Source organism: Hyalangium versicolor (assembly GCF_020103695.1).
GTDB classification, from domain to species: domain Bacteria; phylum Myxococcota; class Myxococcia; order Myxococcales; family Myxococcaceae; genus Hyalangium; species Hyalangium versicolor.
Genome location: NZ_JAHXBF010000017.1, coordinates 58,804 through 79,862, shown reverse-complemented (window position 1 = coordinate 79,862; position 21,059 = coordinate 58,804). Strand labels below are relative to the sequence as shown.

At 65.4% G+C, this 21,059-nt stretch carries 13 protein-coding genes; 4 read left to right on the top strand and 9 right to left on the bottom strand.

Features of this window, described 5'->3' with window-relative positions:
• Window positions 1–108 precede the first annotated feature (108 nt).
• The 3 genes from KY501_RS31955 to KY501_RS31945 form a co-directional block, all read right to left on the bottom strand.
• On the bottom strand, window positions 109–1,878 hold the full coding sequence (locus KY501_RS31955) for a serine/threonine protein kinase (RefSeq protein WP_224367433.1): 1,770 nt from the start codon (window positions 1,876–1,878) through the stop codon (window positions 109–111).
• Window positions 1,875–2,723 carry a DUF2381 family protein gene (locus KY501_RS31950; protein ID WP_373691667.1) on the bottom strand — a complete coding sequence of 283 codons (849 nt, stop codon included), beginning with the start codon at window positions 2,721–2,723 and terminating at the stop codon, window positions 1,875–1,877. The genes KY501_RS31955 and KY501_RS31950 overlap by 4 nt, the downstream gene beginning before the upstream one ends.
• A 645-nt stretch (window positions 2,724–3,368) precedes the next feature.
• Window positions 3,369–5,402 (bottom strand): FG-GAP-like repeat-containing protein, encoded by a 2,034-nt coding sequence (locus KY501_RS31945; protein ID WP_224367431.1) that lies wholly within the window; start codon window positions 5,400–5,402, stop codon window positions 3,369–3,371.
• A gap of 30 nt (window positions 5,403–5,432) precedes the next feature.
• On the opposite strand from KY501_RS31945, the gene KY501_RS54025 reads away from it, so the two are divergent.
• Window positions 5,433–6,263: a helix-turn-helix domain-containing protein gene (locus KY501_RS54025; RefSeq protein WP_309243014.1), complete on the top strand. Its 831-nt coding sequence runs from the start codon at window positions 5,433–5,435 to the stop codon at window positions 6,261–6,263.
• On the opposite strand, the gene KY501_RS31935 is transcribed toward KY501_RS54025, so the two are convergent.
• Window positions 6,224–7,054, bottom strand: a complete 831-nt coding sequence (locus tag KY501_RS31935; protein WP_224367429.1) for a hypothetical protein — start codon at window positions 7,052–7,054, stop codon at window positions 6,224–6,226. The two genes, KY501_RS54025 and KY501_RS31935, sit on opposite strands and share 40 nt — an antisense overlap.
• A 685-nt stretch (window positions 7,055–7,739) precedes the next feature.
• Between KY501_RS31935 and KY501_RS31930 the strand changes: the two genes are divergently transcribed.
• Window positions 7,740–9,713 carry a hypothetical protein gene (locus KY501_RS31930; RefSeq protein ID WP_224367428.1) on the top strand — a complete coding sequence of 658 codons (1,974 nt, stop codon included), beginning with the start codon at window positions 7,740–7,742 and terminating at the stop codon, window positions 9,711–9,713.
• 89 nt (window positions 9,714–9,802) lie between these two features.
• Here KY501_RS31930 and KY501_RS31925 read toward each other — a convergent pair whose 3' ends face one another.
• Together KY501_RS31925 and KY501_RS53325 are read right to left on the bottom strand one after the other, a co-directional pair.
• Window positions 9,803–12,616, bottom strand: coding sequence for an RCC1 domain-containing protein (locus KY501_RS31925; RefSeq protein ID WP_224367427.1), 2,814 nt, complete (start codon window positions 12,614–12,616; stop codon window positions 9,803–9,805).
• Between the two features lie 161 nt (window positions 12,617–12,777).
• Window positions 12,778–12,909 (bottom strand): hypothetical protein, encoded by a 132-nt coding sequence (locus KY501_RS53325; RefSeq protein WP_255637024.1) that lies wholly within the window; start codon window positions 12,907–12,909, stop codon window positions 12,778–12,780.
• A 120-nt stretch (window positions 12,910–13,029) separates the two neighbouring features.
• Here KY501_RS53325 and KY501_RS31920 point away from each other — a divergent pair, with 120 nt between their 5' ends.
• Both KY501_RS31920 and KY501_RS31915 read left to right on the top strand, forming a co-directional pair.
• Window positions 13,030–13,971, top strand: coding sequence for a trypsin-like peptidase domain-containing protein (locus tag KY501_RS31920; RefSeq protein ID WP_224367426.1), 942 nt, complete (start codon window positions 13,030–13,032; stop codon window positions 13,969–13,971).
• Between the two features lie 92 nt (window positions 13,972–14,063).
• Window positions 14,064–14,807: a trypsin-like serine protease gene (locus KY501_RS31915; RefSeq protein WP_224367425.1), complete on the top strand. Its 744-nt coding sequence runs from the start codon at window positions 14,064–14,066 to the stop codon at window positions 14,805–14,807.
• 167 nt (window positions 14,808–14,974) lie between these two features.
• Here KY501_RS31915 and KY501_RS31910 read toward each other — a convergent pair whose 3' ends face one another.
• From KY501_RS31910 to KY501_RS31900, 3 genes are read right to left on the bottom strand one after another with little or no spacing between them, the layout of a single operon-like run.
• Window positions 14,975–18,064: a hypothetical protein gene (locus KY501_RS31910; protein ID WP_224367424.1), complete on the bottom strand. Its 3,090-nt coding sequence runs from the start codon at window positions 18,062–18,064 to the stop codon at window positions 14,975–14,977.
• Entirely contained in the window at window positions 18,061–19,188 is a 1,128-nt protein-coding gene (locus KY501_RS31905) for a tryptophan 7-halogenase (protein WP_224367423.1), read from the bottom strand. The genes KY501_RS31910 and KY501_RS31905 overlap by 4 nt, the downstream gene beginning before the upstream one ends.
• A 4-nt stretch (window positions 19,189–19,192) precedes the next feature.
• Window positions 19,193–21,043 carry a LodA/GoxA family CTQ-dependent oxidase gene (locus KY501_RS31900; RefSeq protein WP_224367422.1) on the bottom strand — a complete coding sequence of 617 codons (1,851 nt, stop codon included), beginning with the start codon at window positions 21,041–21,043 and terminating at the stop codon, window positions 19,193–19,195.
• Between the last annotated feature and the right edge of the window lie 16 nt (window positions 21,044–21,059).

Sequence of the window (21,059 nt, the reverse complement as noted above, 5' to 3'; positions counted from 1 at the left end):
CCTACCTCATGGATGGGGCTGGACGGAACACCCTTTGAGGTAGGGGAGCGATCCATCGAAGACCGGCCGATTTTGACCACCTACCTGCGACGTCACATGGGGGAACGCTCAGGGCCAGTAATCGACGGTCCAGCCAGCATTCCTGTTGAGTATTCTCGCCGCACCGTCCTTCAGCTCGAAGGCTCTTAGTTCAGCGATGAAGCAGACGGGCACTTCATCTCGGTTCGGCACCTTCGCCCGCTCATACTTCACGATGACGGAGCCCGGATCTCCGCCTTCGGTCCTCACGGGCGAGATGTAGACCTTCCCGCCGAGAAACAGCGTCCCCGGGGGGGCTATCGCCTCCTGCCGCGAAGTGGGGACTCCATCGGGAACAACCCCGACGACCGTGTCGCCCGGACGAAGCCAGGTCTTCCCCTCCGAGTCACCTCGGTCGTCGACCACAAGACTGATCTTTTCTGAGCGGCTCCATCCAAGCTCGCGCATCGCACGTTGAGCGCCTTCGGGGCAGGTGAATGGTTCGGGTCTGACGGGAACTCCGGTGCAGCCGGCAGCGAGGGAGCACACGATCGGCACGACTTTGCGTAGGGTGGAGATGGGAGCAGGGGGCTGAACGCGCTCGCGCGGGCTGTGGGTTGGTTTCGCGACGTCGGGTGGTAAAGTCTTCACGGGTGAACCTTCCTCCTGCTTGGGGTCGTGTGCCGGCTCGTCAAGCACGGGCTCGGAGACGGGTGACATATCAGGGGCAGCCGTGACGGGTGCTGGGGGCGGCGCGGCACTGGGGAGAGTCGGCGCATCGGGCCGCATCCAGAGGGTCACCAGAGTCACCAGAGAGCCGAGCACGACAGCAACTCCCGCGCCCGCGGCGAGCACCTTCCCAGCGCGGCGAACGCCGGCAACCACCCTTCCTCGCAACGCATGCAGCTTGCTCCGGCGGCTCGGGTTCTGCTCGACCGGCTCGGTCCGCCGCTGCATGGACGGGGGATGCGCTGGTGTTTGGTACTCAGTCTCCGGATCCGCGAGCAGTTCGGTGAGCTCGCGCTGAAGCGCGTCGGAATCAACGGGGCGCCGCGCGGGATCGCGCGACATCATGCCGTCGACGAGATCGCTGAGCGCTTCGGGAACGCGCGCGTTCAGAGCTCGCGCGGGTGGAGGCATCATGGCTGGGCTGTTGAGGGTCTCGCGCGGGCGCACTTCCGCGGGTCGTGGATCCGTCAGCAGCTCGTAGAGCATTGCGCCGACCGCGAAGATCTCGTCGGCGACCTGGAAGGCGTAACGTCCCCGGTGCTCTTCTTTGTGCTCGCGCAAAAACTTGAATTGCTCGGGCGCACGGAACCGATCGGTCCCCGGGGGAAGTCCGCTCTCGGTCAGGTCTGCGGCTTGCGTGTAGGACGCACAACTGAAGTCGATGATGATCGGCTCGCCGTCAGACTTGCGGATCAGCACGTTGGACAGTTTCAGATCGCGGTGAAGGATGCCCCGGCTGTGCATGTACGCGAGCGCTGAAGCGATCTTCACGAAGACCCGCAGGATTTCGTGGACGGTGGGATGCTTTCGCTCTAGCCACTCGCCAAGCGTCCAGCCGTCCACATACTCGAGGGCCAGGTAGAAATTGCCCGCTTCCGCATACCCATGGCCGCAAAGCGTGACGATGTTCGGATGTTCCAACATCGAGAGAACCGTCAATTCTCGCTTCGAGCGAGCGTGTGTCTGCTTTTCGTCTCCGCTAGCCTCACGGTGACGCGCCACTTTGAGCGCGCAACGCTTCCCGTTCTTCTCCGCGAGATAGACGACTGCAAAGCCGCCGTTGCCGAGTTCCTTCACGACGCGCCAGCCGTCAATGAGGCTGCCGGTCGGAAGCCTGAAAAGGTTTGTCATCGCTTGTCCTCTGAAACGGCGACAGGCAGCACCACACGCGGCAGCACAAGATGACGGTCGGCGTCGCCGAGCACTTCCAGGGCGAAGACACCGCCTACACTCGCGGGCGGCTCGTCCACCACCACAAGCACACGGGCGGATTTCCCGGGAGGGATCGCGTCCATTTCAGGCGTCACGAGACGCGCCTGCAGCGTGACTTCCCCCTTGCCCGTCAACGTCGCACCGCGCGGCGAGAACGGCAGGCGCCCGGAGAGGTTGTTTATAGAGATGTCAAAGAGGACCCAACCCTTACCGCGATACAGCATGCCCTTATCCGTCGAGAGTCCTTGCGCGTCGTCCACCACTTCCTCAACGACGCCCGTTTGAACGCCGCTCTTGTCTACGAAGCCCTTCAGCACGAAGTCTTCGGGGCGGGGATCGGCGTGTTGCACTTCGGCTGGACACGGTGCGGCCGGCTGCTCGGGGCGCTTCACGTCGATCCGGATGTCGATCGCTGCCGGATCCATCACGAGCACGAACGCGGCCCGAGAGGGGGCTGCCCCATCCGCGAAGAAGACCGCAAGCTCGCGACGCTCGCCGGCTCGGTAGTCATCCGCGGCTTGAACGATGACCGAGCGTGCGCCTGTGTCCAACACCCGGATCCGCGACGCGTCAACCGTGAGCGTGTTCCGCTGTATGTCTGCGGGAAACCAGAGAAGCGTCGGCACGTCGGGCGCGACGTGAATCTCGGGCAGCGGCTCGGCAGGGGTACCGGCGACCGTGACCGCTCGATCGTTCTTCGCACGACTCAATTTCGTCTCTCCTCGCGCGGCGGTGCCCACAAGGAGCAGGAGCGCAAGGGCCAATCTATCAGGTTGGGACAAAGGCGCGTGACCTCCTGGATGAGCACGCTACCATCGCCCGCGCCTGCACAGGGGCTCAGCCGCTCGGCCTGGCTGCTCCCGGAACTGCTCGCCTGGCTCCAGCGAGCGGCCCGAGTCGAGCGGAGAGCCCGGCGCTTGCCCGCGCTCAGTGAGCCAGGAACCGACACGCACAGGAAGTGGCGTCGACGATTCCGTGGGGAGTCCCCGGTCGCTTCTCCAGGCACCACGGGCACCCGAGCTGGGTGGACGCGAGCCGCAGCATGGAGCGGAGGACTGGCGCGTTCGTTCCTGTTCAAGCGGCTGAAGGACTGGGGCCTCAGTCAGACAGAGGAGTGAGGCAAAGGGGACTCGCACTGCTACATGGGGGGCACATGCGGCCCAACAGCGGCAATCTGCTTGGACGCAAGCGGCCTGAGTTCCCCGGTCGCCCAAGGCTCACGAGAACCCCGTGGGAGGCGGACAGGAGCTTGCCCGTGTGGAATACGGCCTCTGTGGAGGTGAGGTCGGGTCAGGCGCCTGCGCGTCTTTCGGTGCGCCGCGCGCGAAGCACGCGGCGCACCGATTCTCCTACCGAGACCGCGCTGAAATCAGGGCACACCGCCCCATAGCGCTATCGCGGACAGCTACTCAGAGTCCGTTGGGGACCACGGTCACGGTGCCGGAGCCCCTGTTGGTCAAGATGAGATCGGCGAACCCATCCGCGTCCATGTCCGCGGTGGCGATGGCGTTGAGGCCAGGCGAGGCGCCGGTCGTGACGACGGTGCCCGAGGTGAAGCCTCCGTTGCCGTTGCCGGTCATCGGGCGGACGCCGCCCGAGGCCGTTGTCACGAGGATGTAGGCGTCGAGCTTGCCATCGCCGTTGAAGTCATCGGCCACGACGCCCAGCGCCGAGTTGGTGGCCGTAGTGGCCGCGGCGGCGGACTGAACGCCGCTCGCGAAGGTGCCGTTGCCGTTCCCTTTGAAGAAGAAGAGGTACCGGCCGGCCGCGCCGTTCGAGAGGATGTCGAGCGTGCCGTCGCCGTTGGCGTCGCCGAAGGCGATGCCCGCCGTCTGGCCGTTGACGGCGTTGCTGTAGGAGACAGGGGCGGCGAACGAGCCGTTGCCCTGGTTGATGAGGACCGACAGGCGTGCGCTGGCGGGGCTCGTCACCACGAGATCAGAGAAGCCATCGCTGTTCAGGTCACGGCAGGCGATCGTCGACTGCACGCCGCCGGTGTTCGGGATGCCGATGAACGTGGGCGCGCCGAAGCTGCCCGCGCCGGTGCCGAAGAGCACGCTCACCTGGCTCAGGGTCACGCTTGTCGTGGCGATGTCAGCCACCCCGTCGTGATCGAAGTCCCCGGTGCAGAGGTGGACGGAGCCCGGGGTGCCGGTGGTGAAGCTCGTCGGCGCGCCGAAGGTCCCAGGCGCGCTCGGGCCCAGGTTCTTGTAGACGCTGATGTTTCCGTTGGTGAGGAGCAGGTTGGTCTGGCCGTTGACGGTGACGGCGTCGAGCCACCCGTCGCCGTCCACGTCCACGGCCACGACCGCGTTGCTTGAGAGCGAGGCGCTCCCGTAGTTGACCTCCGACTGGACGCTGGCGTCGCCGTTCCCCAGGAAAACGGAGAGCGAGCCAGAAGGGGTCAGGATCGACCCGGATTCGGCGTTGGCCACCAGGATGTCGAGCTTGCCGTCGCCATTCACATCGGCGACCGCCGGAGCCAGCGGGCTGTGGTTCGCGGGGGAGCTGACCGGCGTGCCGGGGACCTGGCCGGTGGGGGCGGTCTGGCAGGTACCGTTCGAGCAGATCTGGCCCGTCGAGCACACGATGCCGCAGGCGCCGCAGCTATTGGCGTCGCTCTGGAGGTTCACCTCGCAGCCGTCGGACGAGTCCCCGTTGCAGTCCCCGAGGGTGCCGGAGCAGGCCTGGCAGTTGGTCCCCTCGTAGGTGGGCGCGCACTCGCAGGTGTAGCTGTTGATGCCGTCGGTGCAGGTGCCGCCGTTCAAGCAGGGGTTTGCGGCGCACTCGTCGATGTTGGTCTCGCAGTTGGTGCCAGAGAAGCCGGGAGCGCACGCGCAGGTGTAGCTGTTGACGCCGTCGGTGCAGGTGCCGCCGTTCAGGCAGGGGTTTGCGGCGCACTCGTCGATGTTGGTGCAGGTCACGCCGTCGCCCTCGTACCCCGCGTTGCAGGCGCAGGTGAAGGAGCCCACGGTGTTGGTGCAGGTGGCGTTTTCGTTGCAGTTGTCGGTACCGGCGGCGCACTCGTTGACGTCGGCGCAGGTGCCGCTCTGGCACGTGAGGCCGTCGCAACAGGGGACCGTGGCGTCGCACGGCGCGTTCACGGGCAGGCAGCCCTGGCCGCTGCACGTCGGGTCGTAGAGCGGCGAGGTCGGGTCGAGGCTGGTGACGTAGTCGCCGTTGTGAGCGCTGTGCGCGTTGATACACGCCTGCTCGCTAACACGGACGATCGTGTAGGAATGAATCGTCGAGCCGGTCTTGTGGCAGAGTTGGACCTTACCGTTGACATCGAAGTAATCGCACTGCTCGGCGGTGAGGGCGGAGTCGGCTATACCGACGTGCGCGTCATCCTCGTCGACCAGGGTCGAGCTGCACCCGCCGATGAGGCCGACCAAACCTGCCCCCGTCAGCATGACGAAGAGAGAAAATGATTTGTTTTTCATTGGATTTTCCTAAAGATATACAAAAAAACTATGCCATGGTCTCGCGACGGAGTGCGCGGAGATCGCAGGTATCTCAACCTGCTGACTGACTATCAATTGTTGTTTCCTGCTCACGGTTGGATTTCTACTGATTCGGCACGGCGACTGCCTTTCTTCGCACGACGCATCTCATACATGAGTCAATGCAAACCCATCACTTTCGACGTGGGTCGAAAGTGCGCCAGTGGCGAAGGAACACCTGGAGCTGCGGGGAAACCCGCAGAAAGCCATTGGTGCTTGTCATGTTCGGGTTTCCCCACAACTTCGAGTTCCTCAGGGCCATGTTCTCTACGTGTGCGAGTTTGCGCCCAGGGTGAAGGAATGGATCGTGCGCTCGCTCTTTTTTTGGAGAAAGTCACGGCGACGCCTTCCAAGCACCTCAGAAGTAGCCACGCACCACTGGAGGCTGCTGGCGGAGCATTTCATGCCGGAGCACTCGCCGCGGGCCAGAGGGTGAAGTTGATGCCGGAGGCCCTCGAGCGGCTGGGCAGCACGCGGGGCCGGGCAACATCCGTGAGTTGCGCAACGTGGTGCGCCGAGCCCTGCGGGTGCGGCAGGGGCCTCGAATCGACGACAGGGACATTACCTTTCATCGAGAAGGCGTTGCGCCGCTGCCGCAACAACGAGGACCGAGCAGCCCGGGAACTGGGGCTGGCGCGTTCTTCCCTGTTGGGACTTGCTCTGCTGGGAGGCGGCGGGAATCGAACCCGTATGATGGCCGCCTGGTCGACGTGGCGGCCGTCGGGGCATTGCCAGACACGGCACGCGGACCGAGGGCTCCCTCAGGGGCAGATGCCGCAGTCGGACGCGCAACTGTTGTAGCTCGTCCCGTTTCCGTTCTTGGAGGTGTCACAGGACTCGGAGATCTGACACACCCCATCCCCACACCGGTAGATGTCCGCCGAGCGGAGCTTCGTGGTGAGGGGCTGGTAGGTCTTCCCCCCGTAGGTGCAGCTCGTATAGCGCCCGGTGTTATTGTCCAAAGTGCAGTTGGGAGCGCAGTTGCCGACATGAACGAGCGGAGGGCATTCCGCGCTCATCCCGGAGGCCTGCGATGGGATGCCGCACGCCCGGGCGCTGCTCTCCGCCGAGGAAAAATTGGCGCGATCGTTGCACACGAAGGCGCCGTCCCCCGTGAAGAGGTTGCCGAAGAAGGCCGCCTCGCGTTCAGTGAAGGTGGTGGCCTCGGTGGCCTCCACCGGGATGGCGGTGCCACGTGCATCCAATCCCCGGATGGAGATCGTCATATGCACGCCGAACTTGTTGACGTGCGCCGCCAGGCAGGCCGAGATGAGTCCCTGCTCGAGCGAGGAGCTGCGCTTGCCGCTGTTCCAGTCGGGTGTGAGCCCCAGTCTGCCATTCCAGGTGTAGGTCGTGCCGGTGCTCGACGTGTAGGTGAGACTGCTCCCCGCGGGGTAGGCGCACGCCACCACGTAGCTCATCACCATGTTCGAGTAGTCCGGTGGGTTGGAGTTGAACCAGTTCTTGAACTTGGCGTTCGACAGGGCCAGGGACGTCAAACCATTGGTGCCCAAGCCATTGGTGCCCAAGCCATTGTTGGATAAGCCATTGACGGATAAGCCATTGGGGGACATTCCATTGTCGGTGCTCAAGGAGGAGTGCTCCGACACGAGAGTCTTCCCGGAAGGCTCCGGAGCGCCCTGCCCACAACCCGAAGCGAGCCACGACAGCCCCATGGTGCCAAGGAGGAAGAGGGCCCCGTGTAACCGGAGACCCCGAGAAACAACCGGATCACCACTGCGGGTGTCTGACATGGTGTCTCCCTTCGGCGAATGTCAAGCTTGAATGGGTAATTCAGGGATTGGGCTGAATACCGGTTATATGCCCGCCCGCCCATCTGTCACATCGTCCCGTGGGGAGGGAATTTGCCAGCGGCCGTACACTCTTTGACCGAGCAGGTCTCCGGGGATGCTCTTCGCGGGCTCGTCTCCTTCGGAAACTGAGAAAGGGAGACAAGGGCCCCTCCTCAGAGGGCTGTTGTCCCTGAGCCTACATGCGCCGCCAGGGGTCACTGAGACCCGCAGAGAAACCCTTAGCTCAGACAGCGATTGACAGCTCTATCCGATTTCGCGAGGCTTGAACTGAATCAAACAGTGTCACCCCGTTTATCCCCCACGGAGGCATATGCAGCGCCCTGGTCTTCATATCCTGGCCCTCTCTCTCGCCCTTGGAACCGCCGAAGCAGGCCCGGCCCAAGCCCCAGCCCTGGCCAAGAGCGTCACCACAGACAACCTGACTGTGTATTCAGGAGCGCGGGCCACCTCTCCAGAGCAGGCTTTGCGCGACAACGCAGAGCGCTTCGGTCTGCCCGCCGGCCTCGAGAATCTGGTCCTGGTCCAGGTGAAGGAATCCCTGCTCGGCAAGCACTACCACTACCAGCAGATGCTGCTGGATCTGCCCGTTGACGGCGCGGAGATCGTCGTCTCGATCGGCAAGGACGGCCGGCTGCTGCAGATCTACAACACGAGCCGGCATGTCAACGAGGACATGGCGGACGACGCAGTCAACCAACTGCATCTGAAGGCGAAGCTCCCCAGTGAGTCCGCCCTCGATCGCGCCTGGGCCAACATGCGGGTCCAGAATCCCCTCGTCGACGTGCCCACGAGCGAGCAGGTCTGGGTCCCCGTCAAGGACGGCTTCCAGCTCTCCTACAAGGTGTCCATCGCGGCGCAGATGCCTACCGGCGGCTTCGTGCAATACATCAACGCCCAGGATGGCAGCCTGATCGACTCCTACTCCACGTCCCTGCCGCGCAACGGCAAGTTCGAGGAGCGCACCCTCGCCGAGCGTCAGCGGACCCTCGGCTCGCCTCTGGATCGCAAGGCCGAGACGGCCGCCATCGAGCGGGAGAAGCGCCTGGCCAAGCCGGTGACTTCGCTCGCGCCGTCCGGCATCAACGGCTCCGGCTTCGTGTTCGATCCGGATCCGCGCACCACGCTGAACAACGACAGCCTGACGGACTCCTCGGCCGCGTCCGCCTTCGATGCCGCCTATTTCAACAAGTCGCTGCGCGACATCACGCTCAGTGGCGGCGTGTATTCGCTCACCGGCCCGTACGTCAACCTCAAGGACATTGAGGCGCCGAACACCGCGCCTTCCACCACCACCACCGGCGCCTGGACCGCCAAGCGTGGCAGTGATGCGTTCGACGACACCAACGTCTACTTCCACCTCGATCAGAACCAGCGCTACATCCAGTCGCTCGGGTTCACCACCATCATCAACCGTCCGTTCGATGTCGACACCAACGGTCTCAGCGGTGACGACAACTCGCACTACAGCTACGGCGGCGCCACGGACTACCTGGCCTTCGGTCATGGCTGCGTCAACGACAGCGAAGACGCCGACGTGATCCTCCACGAGTACGGCCATGGCATCCAGCGCAACATCAACACGAGCTGGTCCGGTGGCGACACCGGCGCCATGGGCGAGGGCTTTGGCGACTACTGGGCGGGTTCGTATTCCTACAGCACGCCGAATGGCCCCACGTACCACCCCGAGTGGGTGTTCAGCTGGGACGGTCACAGCACCTGCTGGAACGGCCGGGCGCTGAACCGCACCGATGCCAAGTACAACAGCGCCAAGACCTATAGCGCGCACCAGTCGGTCACCGAGGGCGGCGTCACCTTCCAGTCCGACGAGCTGTGGTCCGCGCCCTTGTTCCAGTCGCTGACCAGCCTGCTGGCCAACGGCAAGTCTCGCGCGGATGTCGACAAGATCATCCTCCAGGCGCACTTCGGCCTGGGCTCGGGCGTGAAGATGCCGGCGATGGCAACGGCCATCGTCAACGCCGCGCACACTCTGTTCCCGAATGATGCGACCTACGAGAACACCTTCAAGGCGAAGTTCCAGGCGCAAAACATCATCAGCTCGACCCCCACGGGCCCGACCATCAACGAGACCGAGTCCAACAACACCCTGGCCACGGCCAACGTGATCTCCACCGCCGGCACCACCGTCAACGCCACGATCGCTTCGAGCAGCGATGCCGACTACTTCAAGGTCACCCTGCCGGCGGGCAAGACCCTGACCGCGACGATGACGCCCAACTCGACCTCTGACTACGATCTGGAGCTGTACAACAGCGCTGGCACCAAGCTGACCTCGAGCGTCGCGGGTACCGGCGCGGTGGACACGGTGACGCGGGCCAACAGCGGCACGAGCGCGGTCGACCTCTATGTCAAGGTGATCTACTACAGCGGCGGCACCGGCTCGACCAACGGGAAGTACTCGCTGGTGACGGCCTGGTAGTTGGCTGTCCGTTGTAGCTCGAGTTGAGAAGAGGCCCACCTGGAACCAGGTGGGCCTTTTTTCATGTCCTACGGGCGAGCTCGCCGCGATCAGGGGCCGAAGCCCACGACCAGGGCCGGTGTGGTGCGGTAGAGGTACGAGCCATCACCCAACTGACCCATCCAGTTGTTGCCCCAGACGGACAGCGTGCCGCCGGTCTGGCTCAGCGTCATCGAGGACAGGCTGCCCGCGAAGACGCTCTTCACGCCGCTCAGTCCCGTCACCTGCTTCGGCGTCGTGCTGGAGGCGTACGCCCCTCCGCCCACCTGGCCCTGGGAGCTGCTGCCCCAGGCCCACACGGTGCCATCCGTCTTCACCGCCAGCGAGTGGCTCTCGCCCGCCGACACCCCCGCCACGCCGCTCAGGGCCGTCACCCGCACCGGCGTGCTGCGCGCGGTGGAGGTTCCGTCCCCCAACTGGCCATAGCCGTTGTACCCCCACACCCACAGCGTCCCGTCGCTCTTCACCGCCAGCGAGTGGTTGTCTCCCGCCGCCACCGCCACCACGCCCGTCAGTCCCGGCACCTGCATCGGCAAGCTGTGGTGTGTGGTCGTCCCATCTCCCAGCTGGCCGGAGTCATTGCGTCCCCAAGCCCACACGGTGCCGTCCGTGCGCAGCACCAACGTGTGCGCATAGCCCGCCGCCACCGCCACCACGCCCGTCATCCCCGGCACCTGCACCGGCGAATAGCGCCGGATCGTCGTCCCGTCCCCCACCTGTCCATAGAGGTTGTCGCCCCAGGCCCACAGTGTCCCGTCGCTCTTCATCGCCAGCGAGTGGAAGTAGCCCGCCTTCAGCGCCGACACCCCCGTCAGGCCCGGCACTTGGAGGGGCGTGAAGTAGTACTCGTTGCCGTTGAGGGGCCCGATACCCAGCGAGCCATAGCCCCCATAGCCCCACGCCCACACGGTGCCGTCCGCCTTCGCCGCCAACGAGTACATCTGGCCCGCCGCCACCGCCGTCACAGTGCTCAGCCCCGTCACCTGCGCCGGCACGTGCTGGGCGGTCCGAGCATGCCCCAGCGGGTATGGGTACGAGAGGCCACCGCCCCACGACCACAGCGTGCCATCCGAGCGAAGCGCCAGCATGTGCCAGTAGCCCACCGCTGCCGCCGTTACGTTCGTCAGGTTCTGCACCGGCACCGGGTTGGTGGTGCTCACGATCTTCCCATCGCCCAGCTCGTATTGATCGTTGCTGCCCCAGGCCCAGATGCGCCCGTCCGAGTGCTTCACCGACGAGTGGTAGCCGCCCGCCGCCACCTCCACCGCGCCGCTCAGCCCCGACACCTGCACCGGCGTGCTGCGGTTGGTGGTCGTCCCATCTCCCAGCTGGCCCAAGTCATTGCCGCCCCAGGCCCACACGGTGCCGTCCGACTTCACCGCCACCGAGTGGGAGTACCCGGCCGCCACCGCCACCACGCCCGTCAGCCCCAGCACCTGCACCGGCGTGCGGCGTGCGGTGGTTGTCCCATCGCCCAGCTGGCCCGAGCTGTTGTCGCCCCAGGCCCACACGGTGCCGTCCGTCTTCACCGCCAGCGAGTAGCTCGAACCCGCCGCTACCGCCTTCACCCCGCTCAGCCCCACCACCTGCGTCGGCGTGCCGCGTCCGGTGGTCGTCCCATCTCCCAGCTCGCCACTCCAGTTGGAGCCCCAGCTCCACACCGCACCCGCCGAGGTCACCGCCAGCGTGTGGTAGTCGCCCGCCGCTGCCGTCACCACGCCGCTCAGGCCCTGCACCTGCGCGGGCGAGGAGCGGTCCGTGGTCGTCCCATCCCCCAGCTGGCTGTACATGTTGTTGCCCCAGCTCCACAGCGTCCCGTCGCTCTTCACCGCCAGCGAGTGCCTCGAGCCCCCGGCCAGCGCGGTCACCGAGCTCAGCCCCACCACCTGCACTGGGGTGCTGGCGGAGCTCGTCGTCCCATTGCCCAACTGCCCATCGCTGTTGCTGCCCCAGGCCCACGCCGTGGCGTCCGACTTCAGCGCCAACTGGTGCGAGCCCCCGGACGCCAGCGACACCACGTTGCTCAGCCCCGACACCGTCTGCCGCTGGCCGCGGAGGGTGGAGAACCCATCCGTATAGGCCCCCTTGTTGCTGCCCCACGTCCACACCGTGCCATCCGCCGCGATGCTCAGCGAGAGCCGCTCACCCGTGCTCAGGGTGGCCCGGCTCGCGGTGGAGGGCGGCGGAGGAGGCGGGGGCGTGGCGGTCCCCACCTCGAAGGCCAGGTCGTCGCGCTCATCGTAGCTCCCGTAGGTACAAGGGTTGGCCGATCCCCCGTAGCGGAACGAGGCGCGCACTGCCTGCATGCTGCCGCCTGTCGAGGGCAGGGTGGTGTTGGCCACCAGCACCTGTGTCCCAGCCCCGGACGGCGTGAGCGTGGTGACGAAGGTCCACGACGGGTTGCTCGCGTCCGCCGCCACGTAGATGTCCAGATGATCCGAGCTGTAGCCGGAATATGCCCAGACGGTGGCCTCCACCGTGACAGCCTTGCCCGGCGCCAGGGCCGCGCCGTCCACCGTGGAGATCTTCAGCCGATCCAGCGACTCGTCCGAGTGGAAGGCGCCCGCGGAGCCGTCCGCACAGCTGCCGCCCAGCGTGTTGGGGGCCTGGGGCTCCGAGCCGATCGGACCGCGGCCGAGTACCAGCGAGGGCCCCGTGTCGCAGCCTGAAGCCCCCGCCGTGCACTTGGGCGCCTGAAGCCCCGAGTCGTAGCTCGCCGTCTGCACCAGGGCCGCCGAGGCCGTGGCCGTCTGGAGGGGACGGGTCAGGGGCTGCTCCGCCGCCGTCTCCAGCTCCGCACCACAGCCGCTCGCCAACGCCCCCAACAGCAGCCACAGGGGTCTCGCGCTCTTCCACGTCCGCATTCCGTCTTGCTCCTTTGTGAGAGGTCACCTCCCCTCAATGCGAGCCGTGTGCCGGTGCTCCTTCAGATGGGAACTGATCGAAAATGAGGAAACTCCCGTCCAGAGTGGATCTCCTGACCGCCCCAGATCGGAGCGGAGTGCGCCATCTTGGCTCGCGCCAGTCACACCGCTTGCTCCATCAGCTCGCGCCGTCCGCCTCGAGCTCCCAAGCGAGGCATCAGGTCCGCCGAGCCGAAGTAGCAGCGCACCTTGGCGCCCCGCTTGGCTTGACCCCAGGCACCATGAGTGCTCATGTCAGTCACGTGAGAGAGCCCCGCCCCAATGCTCACCCTCAACGCAGGATGGGTCTCGTCTCCGTCCTACTCCTCACCTCAGCCATTCTGGGAGTGATCGGATACAAGAGTTGCGGGGAAGTGCCGCTGAGCGTGCCAGTGCCTCACTCTTCTCGTTCCGCCGCCCCTCCACCCAATCCTGGTGGCAACATCCCATCCGATGCCGGCGCCCTGCAACCCGATGCCTCTCAAGACACTCTGGAGTTGGGAGTCACCAATACCCGCCTCTATCAATATGCAGGAACGATGGATGTCGAGAATCGCTATGCCTCCACGGTCATGATCAGCACTGACTCAGAGAGCATGTCGGCCAGATGCAGTGGCGTCCTGATCAGCCATCGAGTTGTCCTCACCGCGGCCAGTTGCCTCTGCGAATCCTCGAAGAGCCCGCCGCCTGCCAATAGCAACTCTCTCCCTGATGCCAGCGCCTCATGCCTCCAACGCGTTGTTGTGACAACCGCCATCTATGGCGAAGTCCTCGACAAGAAGTTCCCAGAATCCACGACCCGGATGAGCTTCCACAACTACGACGGCGAGGTGCGCCCACACCCTGCATTCAAGTTTGCCTCGGATGATGCAGGCGTCCCTGGATCCGCGCAGGCGGATCTCGCTGTTGTCGTGTTGGATGAAGCCGTCAAGGATGTGGAGCCTGAGGCCTTGATGGAGCAGGGCGAGTTTCAAGCTCATGACCCGCTCATCATGGCGGGCTATGCCTCCAGTGGAACAAAGCAGGCGGTAGGCGGGCTCTACGGGATCCGCTACTTTCGCCAGAACACAGTCACCCAGAGCCTGCCGAGAGAACAGGGAAGAATTCTTTATCAGCAGCATGGCCCCTTTATTTACAACGGCTACGCTGGCGGACCCTGCTTTCGAGAGGACTCTCACCGGCGTCTGCTCGCCGGAGTCGCGGGCACCGGCGGGGGCCGAGAACTCTCCTTCACCAGCGTTCCTCTCTTTCTAGATTGGGTGCAGGCTCAGATTCGCGGGGAGCCTCCCAGCAATTCTCCCGCCCCCCGGCGCTGAGTTCCTCATTCGAGGTGATGTCGAATGCCGACCTGCCGAAACCTCGTGGCGTCATCGATGCTTGTGGCTCTATCCATATGCTTTGAGGTTGGATGTGTATCTCCCCATACAGAGTTCAAAGGAGAGAGCAGCATTCCTGGCATGAAGGGCGATTCTCTACGGGAGCGTGCAGCGGCATACTCATCGCCCCCAAGGCCGTCCTCACTGCCGCTCATTGTTTCTGCGCGGTGACTCAAGCGGTGTTCGATAGATCCTCGTGCGTCAAGAGAGCCACGGTCATCAGCCACCTCTATCTCTACCGGCCGGAGAGGAGAGGATGGGAACCGATACCGACAATTTCGGAAGGCGATGTCATCGTCCACGAGGGATTCACATCGCAGCGCACCAGCGAGGGGTTCGTGGACGCTGCCAAGCGCGTTGCAGATCTCGCGATCGTCGCGCTGGACAAGGAGTTGGACGGAATCAAGCCTGACGTCGTGTTGAGGCCGCAAGACGCCTCCGAAGGAGATGAACTCACCGTCATTGGTTACGGCCCTACCAAGACGAACGGTTCCGATGGAAGCGTCCGGCGCTCCGGCACCAACACCATCTCCACCGTCACGAGGTTCCCCAACGGGAGGGTTCGTGAGTTCCGCTTCAATGGCGCAGGAGCCCATACGCATGAGGGAGACAGCGGCGGCCCGGCCTTGTACTTCGATGATGGGAAGCGCTGGCTCGTAGGTATCAACGGCGGATACTCGGAGCAGGGTGAGCAGTCCTGGTTCACGGCCACTGCCAACTACAACGGTTGGATCAAGTCGCAACTCGATAGGGCCATGAGGCCAAGAGCCCCATGACTCCACATCGTGAATCGCGGCGCGTCCTACGCAAGTGGAAGCGCTCTACCGGAAACGGGGGCGAGCCATCCACGTGACTGCGGTTGGTCTGGCGAGATAACGCCTCGAACTGACAAGGACTCGAGGCGTCGCAGGGGCCTGGGCGAGCTTGCTCGCCGCGATCGCCCTTAGCGGGGCGGCTGGGCGTAGCTGAGCGGCTGCACGGCTTCGCCCAGCACCATCGTCCAGTTCTCCACCAGGTCCCGGGGGCTGGCGGGGTTGGCGCGATCCTTCAGGCCCAGGTCCAGGTTCAGCCGGCTCGTCATATAGATGAGCCGCTGCATGGCGGGGCCGGGCTTGCCCTGCGTCAGGTCGCCCACCGCCTCCTTGAAGCGCGCCGCCAGGTATCCCGGAGGCACGGACTGGTAGTTCATCCGGACCCGGATCCACGTGGGCGTCGTGCCTCCCTGGGGCAGGGGGAACGTGTAGGTGACCTGGTCGACTCCCGACCCGTTCAGGGTCGTGTAGTTGGGGTCGGTGGACAGCTCCGAGCCCGGCACGCTGCTGCGAGGCATGGTCAGCTGGGCCATCTGCTGGAGGTTGAGACCCAGGCGCGTGTCCGTGGGCTTGCGCGCCGAGGGGGGAACCCACTTCCTGGGGAGGATCCGGTTGTCCTTCACCGCCTCGAAGATTTGCAGTTCCCGGGAGGTGATGACTCCGGAGTCATCCGCGGCGCGCAGCTCGTAGATCTGCACCTGATCCTGGCTCCGGATCGTCTGGCGGTGGGGCTGGAGCGCGTTGCGGTCCGTGGTGAACTCGGACTCGAGGATGTTGGTGCCATCCGAGTTGCACGGTCCGTCGCAAATGGCGCCGTACGCGTTGGGCTGTCCGGAGGCCCAGAGCACCGCGCCGTACTGGTCGAGCAGCTCGAACTGCAGGAAGGCCCGCCGGAACGGAGCGCCGCTGGGGAACTTGTGGCCCGCGTTGTTCGTCACCGTCACCTTGGCGGTGATGTTCTTGCCGTCCACCTTCACGCTGTTGATGGCCACCTGCACCGCGGGCTTGCCCACGCCGGCCTGGCCCTGGGCCTGGTTGAGCGCCAGATCCACGATGGACTGCTCGGCGTTCAGCAGGTTCTGCGCGATGACGTAGTTGCGCGGGGCCTGCTGGGGATCGCCTCCGTAGACGGGAATGGTCCTTCTGTCAGCGTCCACGAGCTGGATGCCCAGATTATCCACGGAGACGGGCGTGGGCGCGGTCACGGTGATCTGGATGGAGCGGGCCCCTGGGGCGAGCGGGTTGAGCAGGAAGGGCGGGGACGACCAATACCCCACCGTCACGGGGGAGATGGTGAAGGGAGGGGGGGCGATGCCAGGGCCCATCACTTGGAAGGCGAGGTTCGTCCCGCTCCCCCCGCACGGCGTGTCGTCGCAGCGCACATACCCCGTGAAGCTCACCTGCACCCCGCCCGCGTCGATGAGCTTGGCGAAGGGTGTGAGATCGACGCTCAGGAGGGCGTTCTTCTGGACGGTGAAGAAGTATTTACCGCTGTAGGGGTACGCCCAGCTCAAGTTCGGCTCCCAAACTTGGGTGGCAGCCTGGATGGACCCTGTCCACCCCTTGGCGTTTCCGTCCTCTGCGCCCGGGTTTGGTACCAGGTTGGAGGAGTCACCCGACGGCTGCCGCTGCTGGAGATAGGGCGGGACGACGGAGTCGTCCTGCTTGTAGAAGTCCACGCCCAGCACGTCCGAGAACTGCTGGAACATCTCGTGGACGAACAGGTTGATGCCCAGCAGCGTGTGCCGGTTGTACTGGCGCGGGGTGAGCTGGGTGTTGGAGCCGTAGAACTGTGCCAGGTCGCTGTTGTACTGCGCCACGTTCAGGTTGCCCCCCGCGTCCTGCGTGGTGGCGATCTGCATGTGGCACGTCAGGCACGTGGCGGTGCCGGAGGCGTAGCCGCTGTTCAACCACTCGAAGTACGTCGTCTGCTCGTAGTCCAGGCCCACGCAAGGGTCCGTGAGGTAGTCACCGGTGAAGGTCTTCTGGGCCGCCGGGTCGCAGCTCGCGGGGCCCTTGTAGCCGGAGGGGATGGGGACTCCCTTGCCATAGGTGGTGGGCACCTGGGGAAGGATCACGGCGTGGCACGAGCCACAGACCGTCGCGTCCCGGAGGTAGCTGTCCGGCGTGGGGTTGGCCGGCGAGGGCTGGGTGCTGGCCGTGGCCAGGTTGAGCCCCAGCTTGCTCATGGGCGCGGTGTTGAGCCCCGTGTCCGGGCCGACGATGCTCCCCGGGTGGGTCGTCATCGAAGAGGTGAAGGGGAAGGGCGGGGGCGTCGTGGTGTCGCCCGCCTTCTTGATGCGGTTGGAGACGTTGTTGCCAAACACGTTCTGGTTGGGGTTGCCGTAGAAGACGCTGAAGTCGCTCCCGTCCCAGGGCAAGCCCTTGTCGGGCGCCACGCTGTGGCAGGCGCTGCACGAGATGCCATCCCGTCCCAGCGCTCCGTACGTCGCGTATTGAGACTGCGCCAGGGGATCATCGGGGAGCGGGTTGGTGAACCCCGAGCCCGGCGGCGTCGCGTAGAGCATGGAGTGGCTGAACTTCTGGCCGTTCTTCTCGGCCTGCCGCTGGCCGAGCGGTGAGTGGCAGCGCAGGCACAGGTTGTCGATCTCGATGGGCGGGATGGTGGAGTTGAGCTGCCGGGTGGACTCCACCTGCGCCAGGAAGACAGGGTCCCGGCCCGCCAGCGCCTTGATCGAGGCGCTCCAGTCCCCGAAGAGCGACCAGTTGGCGGCGATGTCATTCTTCGTCTGGTAGTTGGGGTTGGTGCTGTGGAAGCCCTGGGCCCAGAAGCTCATGTTGGGCAGGGCCTGGCCCGTCACCTTCCAGTCGCTGTCATGGCACGACTGGCACACCAGCGAGGTGTTGAAGTTACCGGAGGAGGCGTTGCCGCCATTGTCCGCGATGTCCAGGTAGCGCGGGGGCAGCGGCGCCAGCTTGCTCCGGGACAGCGCGGGGATCTGGATCCCGATCTGCTTGCTGTAGAAGTCCAGGAAGCTCTGCACCTGGGGGTGGTTGTCCGGCAAGGACTGGGAGAGCTGGTTGCCTCGCTGGAAGATAGGAGCGGGGCTCGTGAAGTAGCGGGGCAGATCATTCTGCGATCCCGAAGCGTCTCTCACGGTCGCGCGCACGGGCTGCCTCGCGCCAGGTGCCGCCGCCAGGGCGGTGAAGGAGAGCAGGCCAGCGGCCAGCAACAGATGTCGACTCGTTCTTGTTCTCATGATCTCCCCAGCTCGTCCGTGACGACTGGTTCTCGGTGGCTCTTCCAGAAGGGCGCCTCGGGCCACCGCGTCTCCTGGCGGTAGAAGCCGCCGCGGATCGCCAGGTGCTCCCGGAACAGCTCGCGCACCCGCCCTCCATAGGCGCGCAAGCCCGCTCTATCTCCTCGCGCGGCTCTCGCCAGCGCCTCGGCGGCCTGGGAGGCGGAGCCCAGGGCCTTGAGGATTCCTTGCGAGGACAGCGGATCGTAGGTGCAGGCCGCGTCTCCCACGGCGATCCAGTCCTCGGCCTGCACTCGATCCAGCAGGGAGACCTGGGCGGGCAACGCCACCAGGGGCTCTCCGCTGAAGGTGCAGGACTCCAGCCTCTGCCGTGTCAGCCCCGTCTCCTTCAGCAGCGCCAGCCAGGCCTCCGGCTCATCCCGCTTGAGGCCCCGCAGCGAGTCTCCGGTGCCCATCAGGCCCACCGCGACCCGCCCCCCCGGCAGCAGCGCGGAGTACCACCACCCCTCGCGGCACGTCTCCACCAGCGCGTACGTGTCGAAGGAACTTCCGGGCCGCACGGAGAAGAACCCGTAGAAGCTCAGCACTCGGTCGGCCACGAGCCTGCGTGCGCCTTGCGAGCTGGCGAAGGCGGAGCGCCGGCCCGTCGCGTCCACGACGAAGCGGGCCTCCAGGGTACGGGGGCCCTCACCCGTGTCCAGGTGCAGGGTGTAGCCGCCCTGCGCGCGTGGCTCCCAGCGCGAGGGCTCCGTGGACGTGAGCACCTCCACGCCGTGCGCTCGCGCCTGCTCGGCCAGCATGCGATCGAAGCGCTGGCGATCCAGGTGCCAACCCGGACCCAACGGAGAATAAAGGTAGTCATTGTACCCGGGTGTTGAGCTCCCCCAGCACGAGCACGTTCCCTGCGAGGGCAGGTGCCCATCCCGCTGGAAGGCCTCCCAGATGCCCAGCTCCTCGAAGATGCGCCGGCTGGCGGGGGACACCGTCTCCCCGATGCGCGGCGCCTCATAGCCCGAGCGCTCGAGCAGCGTCACGGACAGCCCCGCGCGCTTGCGCAGGAGCAAAGCGGTGGCGGCTCCGGCGGGGCCTCCGCCCAGCACGGCGATGTCACACTGAAGGTTCATCGCCCTAGCCGTTGGAGTCCGCGTGCTCGTACTGGGGGAGCCGCTCCTGCTCCAGGAAGGCGGAGCCGTCAGGGGCTTGGATGATGAAGCCCAGGTCCTTCCAGTTGTAGACCATGGTCACGTCGTACGTGAAGTTGTCCCCGTACGGCCGCGTCCAGTACACCAGCGTCGACGGATCATCCTTCGAGTAGACCTGGTAGGGCCGCTGCGCGGGCCACCACCAGATGAGCTTGTTGTCGAGGCTCTGATCCGAGCACTCGTTGAAGTCGGCCTGCCAGGGCAGCGCCATGTATCGGGAGACGTCACCTGGCTCCAGTCCTTGAGACAGGTCCTCGCTCAGGCTGAGCCCGCTGCCCGAGAGCTGCTTGTGTTTCAGCCGGAAGGGCTTGCTGTAGATGGCGGGGTTGCGGCTCACCCACGTCATCTCGATGCCTGGGCAGAAGGGGCCACCCACGCAGTTCTCCAGCGAGGCGCGATCCAGCTTCTCACCCGCGCCCTGGGTGTCCGGTAGGGGAGTGGCGTTGACCTGGCCCTGGTCGTACTGCGACAGCAGGAAGTACTGGGTCTGCGTCAAGGTGAGGTAGTTGCGGCGATCATAGTTGCTGATCGGGTTGTCACCCGCCAACTGGGGCATCTGCCCGGCCTGGTTGTAGTTCCCGGGCTTGCGCAGGTAGTCGAAGAAGTTGGAGTCCGCGTCGGTGGCGGCCGTATGGGCTCTCACGCCCTGGGGGTTGATGCCAGCCACCCAGCGATAGACCGCCGGGCGCTTCAGGATCGGCAGGATCTCCGTCTCGGGGTTCGGCTGGTAGCTCTGCTGGAACGCCCCATCCTTGTAGAGCTGTGGGTTGTAGCCCATGGTGCGGACGGCAACGTCGTACATGGTGTCGTAGAGCGTCACCATGTTGAGGATCTGCGGCGCGTACCCGGGAGGAGCAACCAGCACCCAGGCGGGGTCATCCACCTGCACCCGCGTGCCGTTCAGGACGATCGTCGCCGTCACCGGGCCGTCCGAGACGTCATCGAACCAGTAATTGTTGTTGGCGTACGTATCGAGCCGGGGCTGGCGGGCGTGGTAGGCGATGTCCGCTCCGGACTGGGTGAACTCGGCTGGGGTGAGCAGCTGGCTGACGGCGGTGTTGAGCGCCTGCTCCTGGTCGTAGCCGTTGTTCTGGATGGGCCTGAGCTTCTGGACGATGTCGGCCGGGACCGGGCGATCGTCGGCGTCCGGCAGCGAGTCGAGGAGGTCCGGCGTGAGGGTGTACGGCTTGGATACTCCAGAGTTGCCATAGCCGCCCACGAAATCCAGGGTGCCATTCGGGTTCGTCTGGAGCAGCCCCAGCGAGTCGACGTTGGATGGCATCAACGGGGGAGGGAACGTCTGCGGGTAGCCTCCCTGGGCCTTGCCTCGAGCGAACTCGGCTTGAAACGGGCCTGCCGTGCAGCAGACCTTCAGGGGGCCGGGATCGATGATGAGCTGCTTCCGGGCGTCACCCACGACCAGCGGGTTGCGGTAGGGGTGATCAGCCTCGTAGCCATTCTCTCCCTGGAGCTGGAGGAACTGGCGCCAGGCGGCCTTCTTGTTCGCCACGTGGACCGTCCACTCGATCTCGGTGACGCCGTCTTTGCCCGGTTGGATCAGCCGCCCCTGCGGGCTGTGCTCGTCGTAGGCGTAGATGCTGAAGCGGACTCCCTGTCTCCTCACGCGGTTCTGGGGGTCCCGGAACTTCGAGACGGTCGTGTAGCCGTCCTTCTCCAGAGGGAGCCCGCCTGCGGTGACAGGGGCGAGGTAGTAGTCGTCGCTGTTGCCGACGCGGGCAATGCCGATGGCGGGGTGAATCCTGTACGTGGTGCTCACGAGGGCGGCCTTCTCT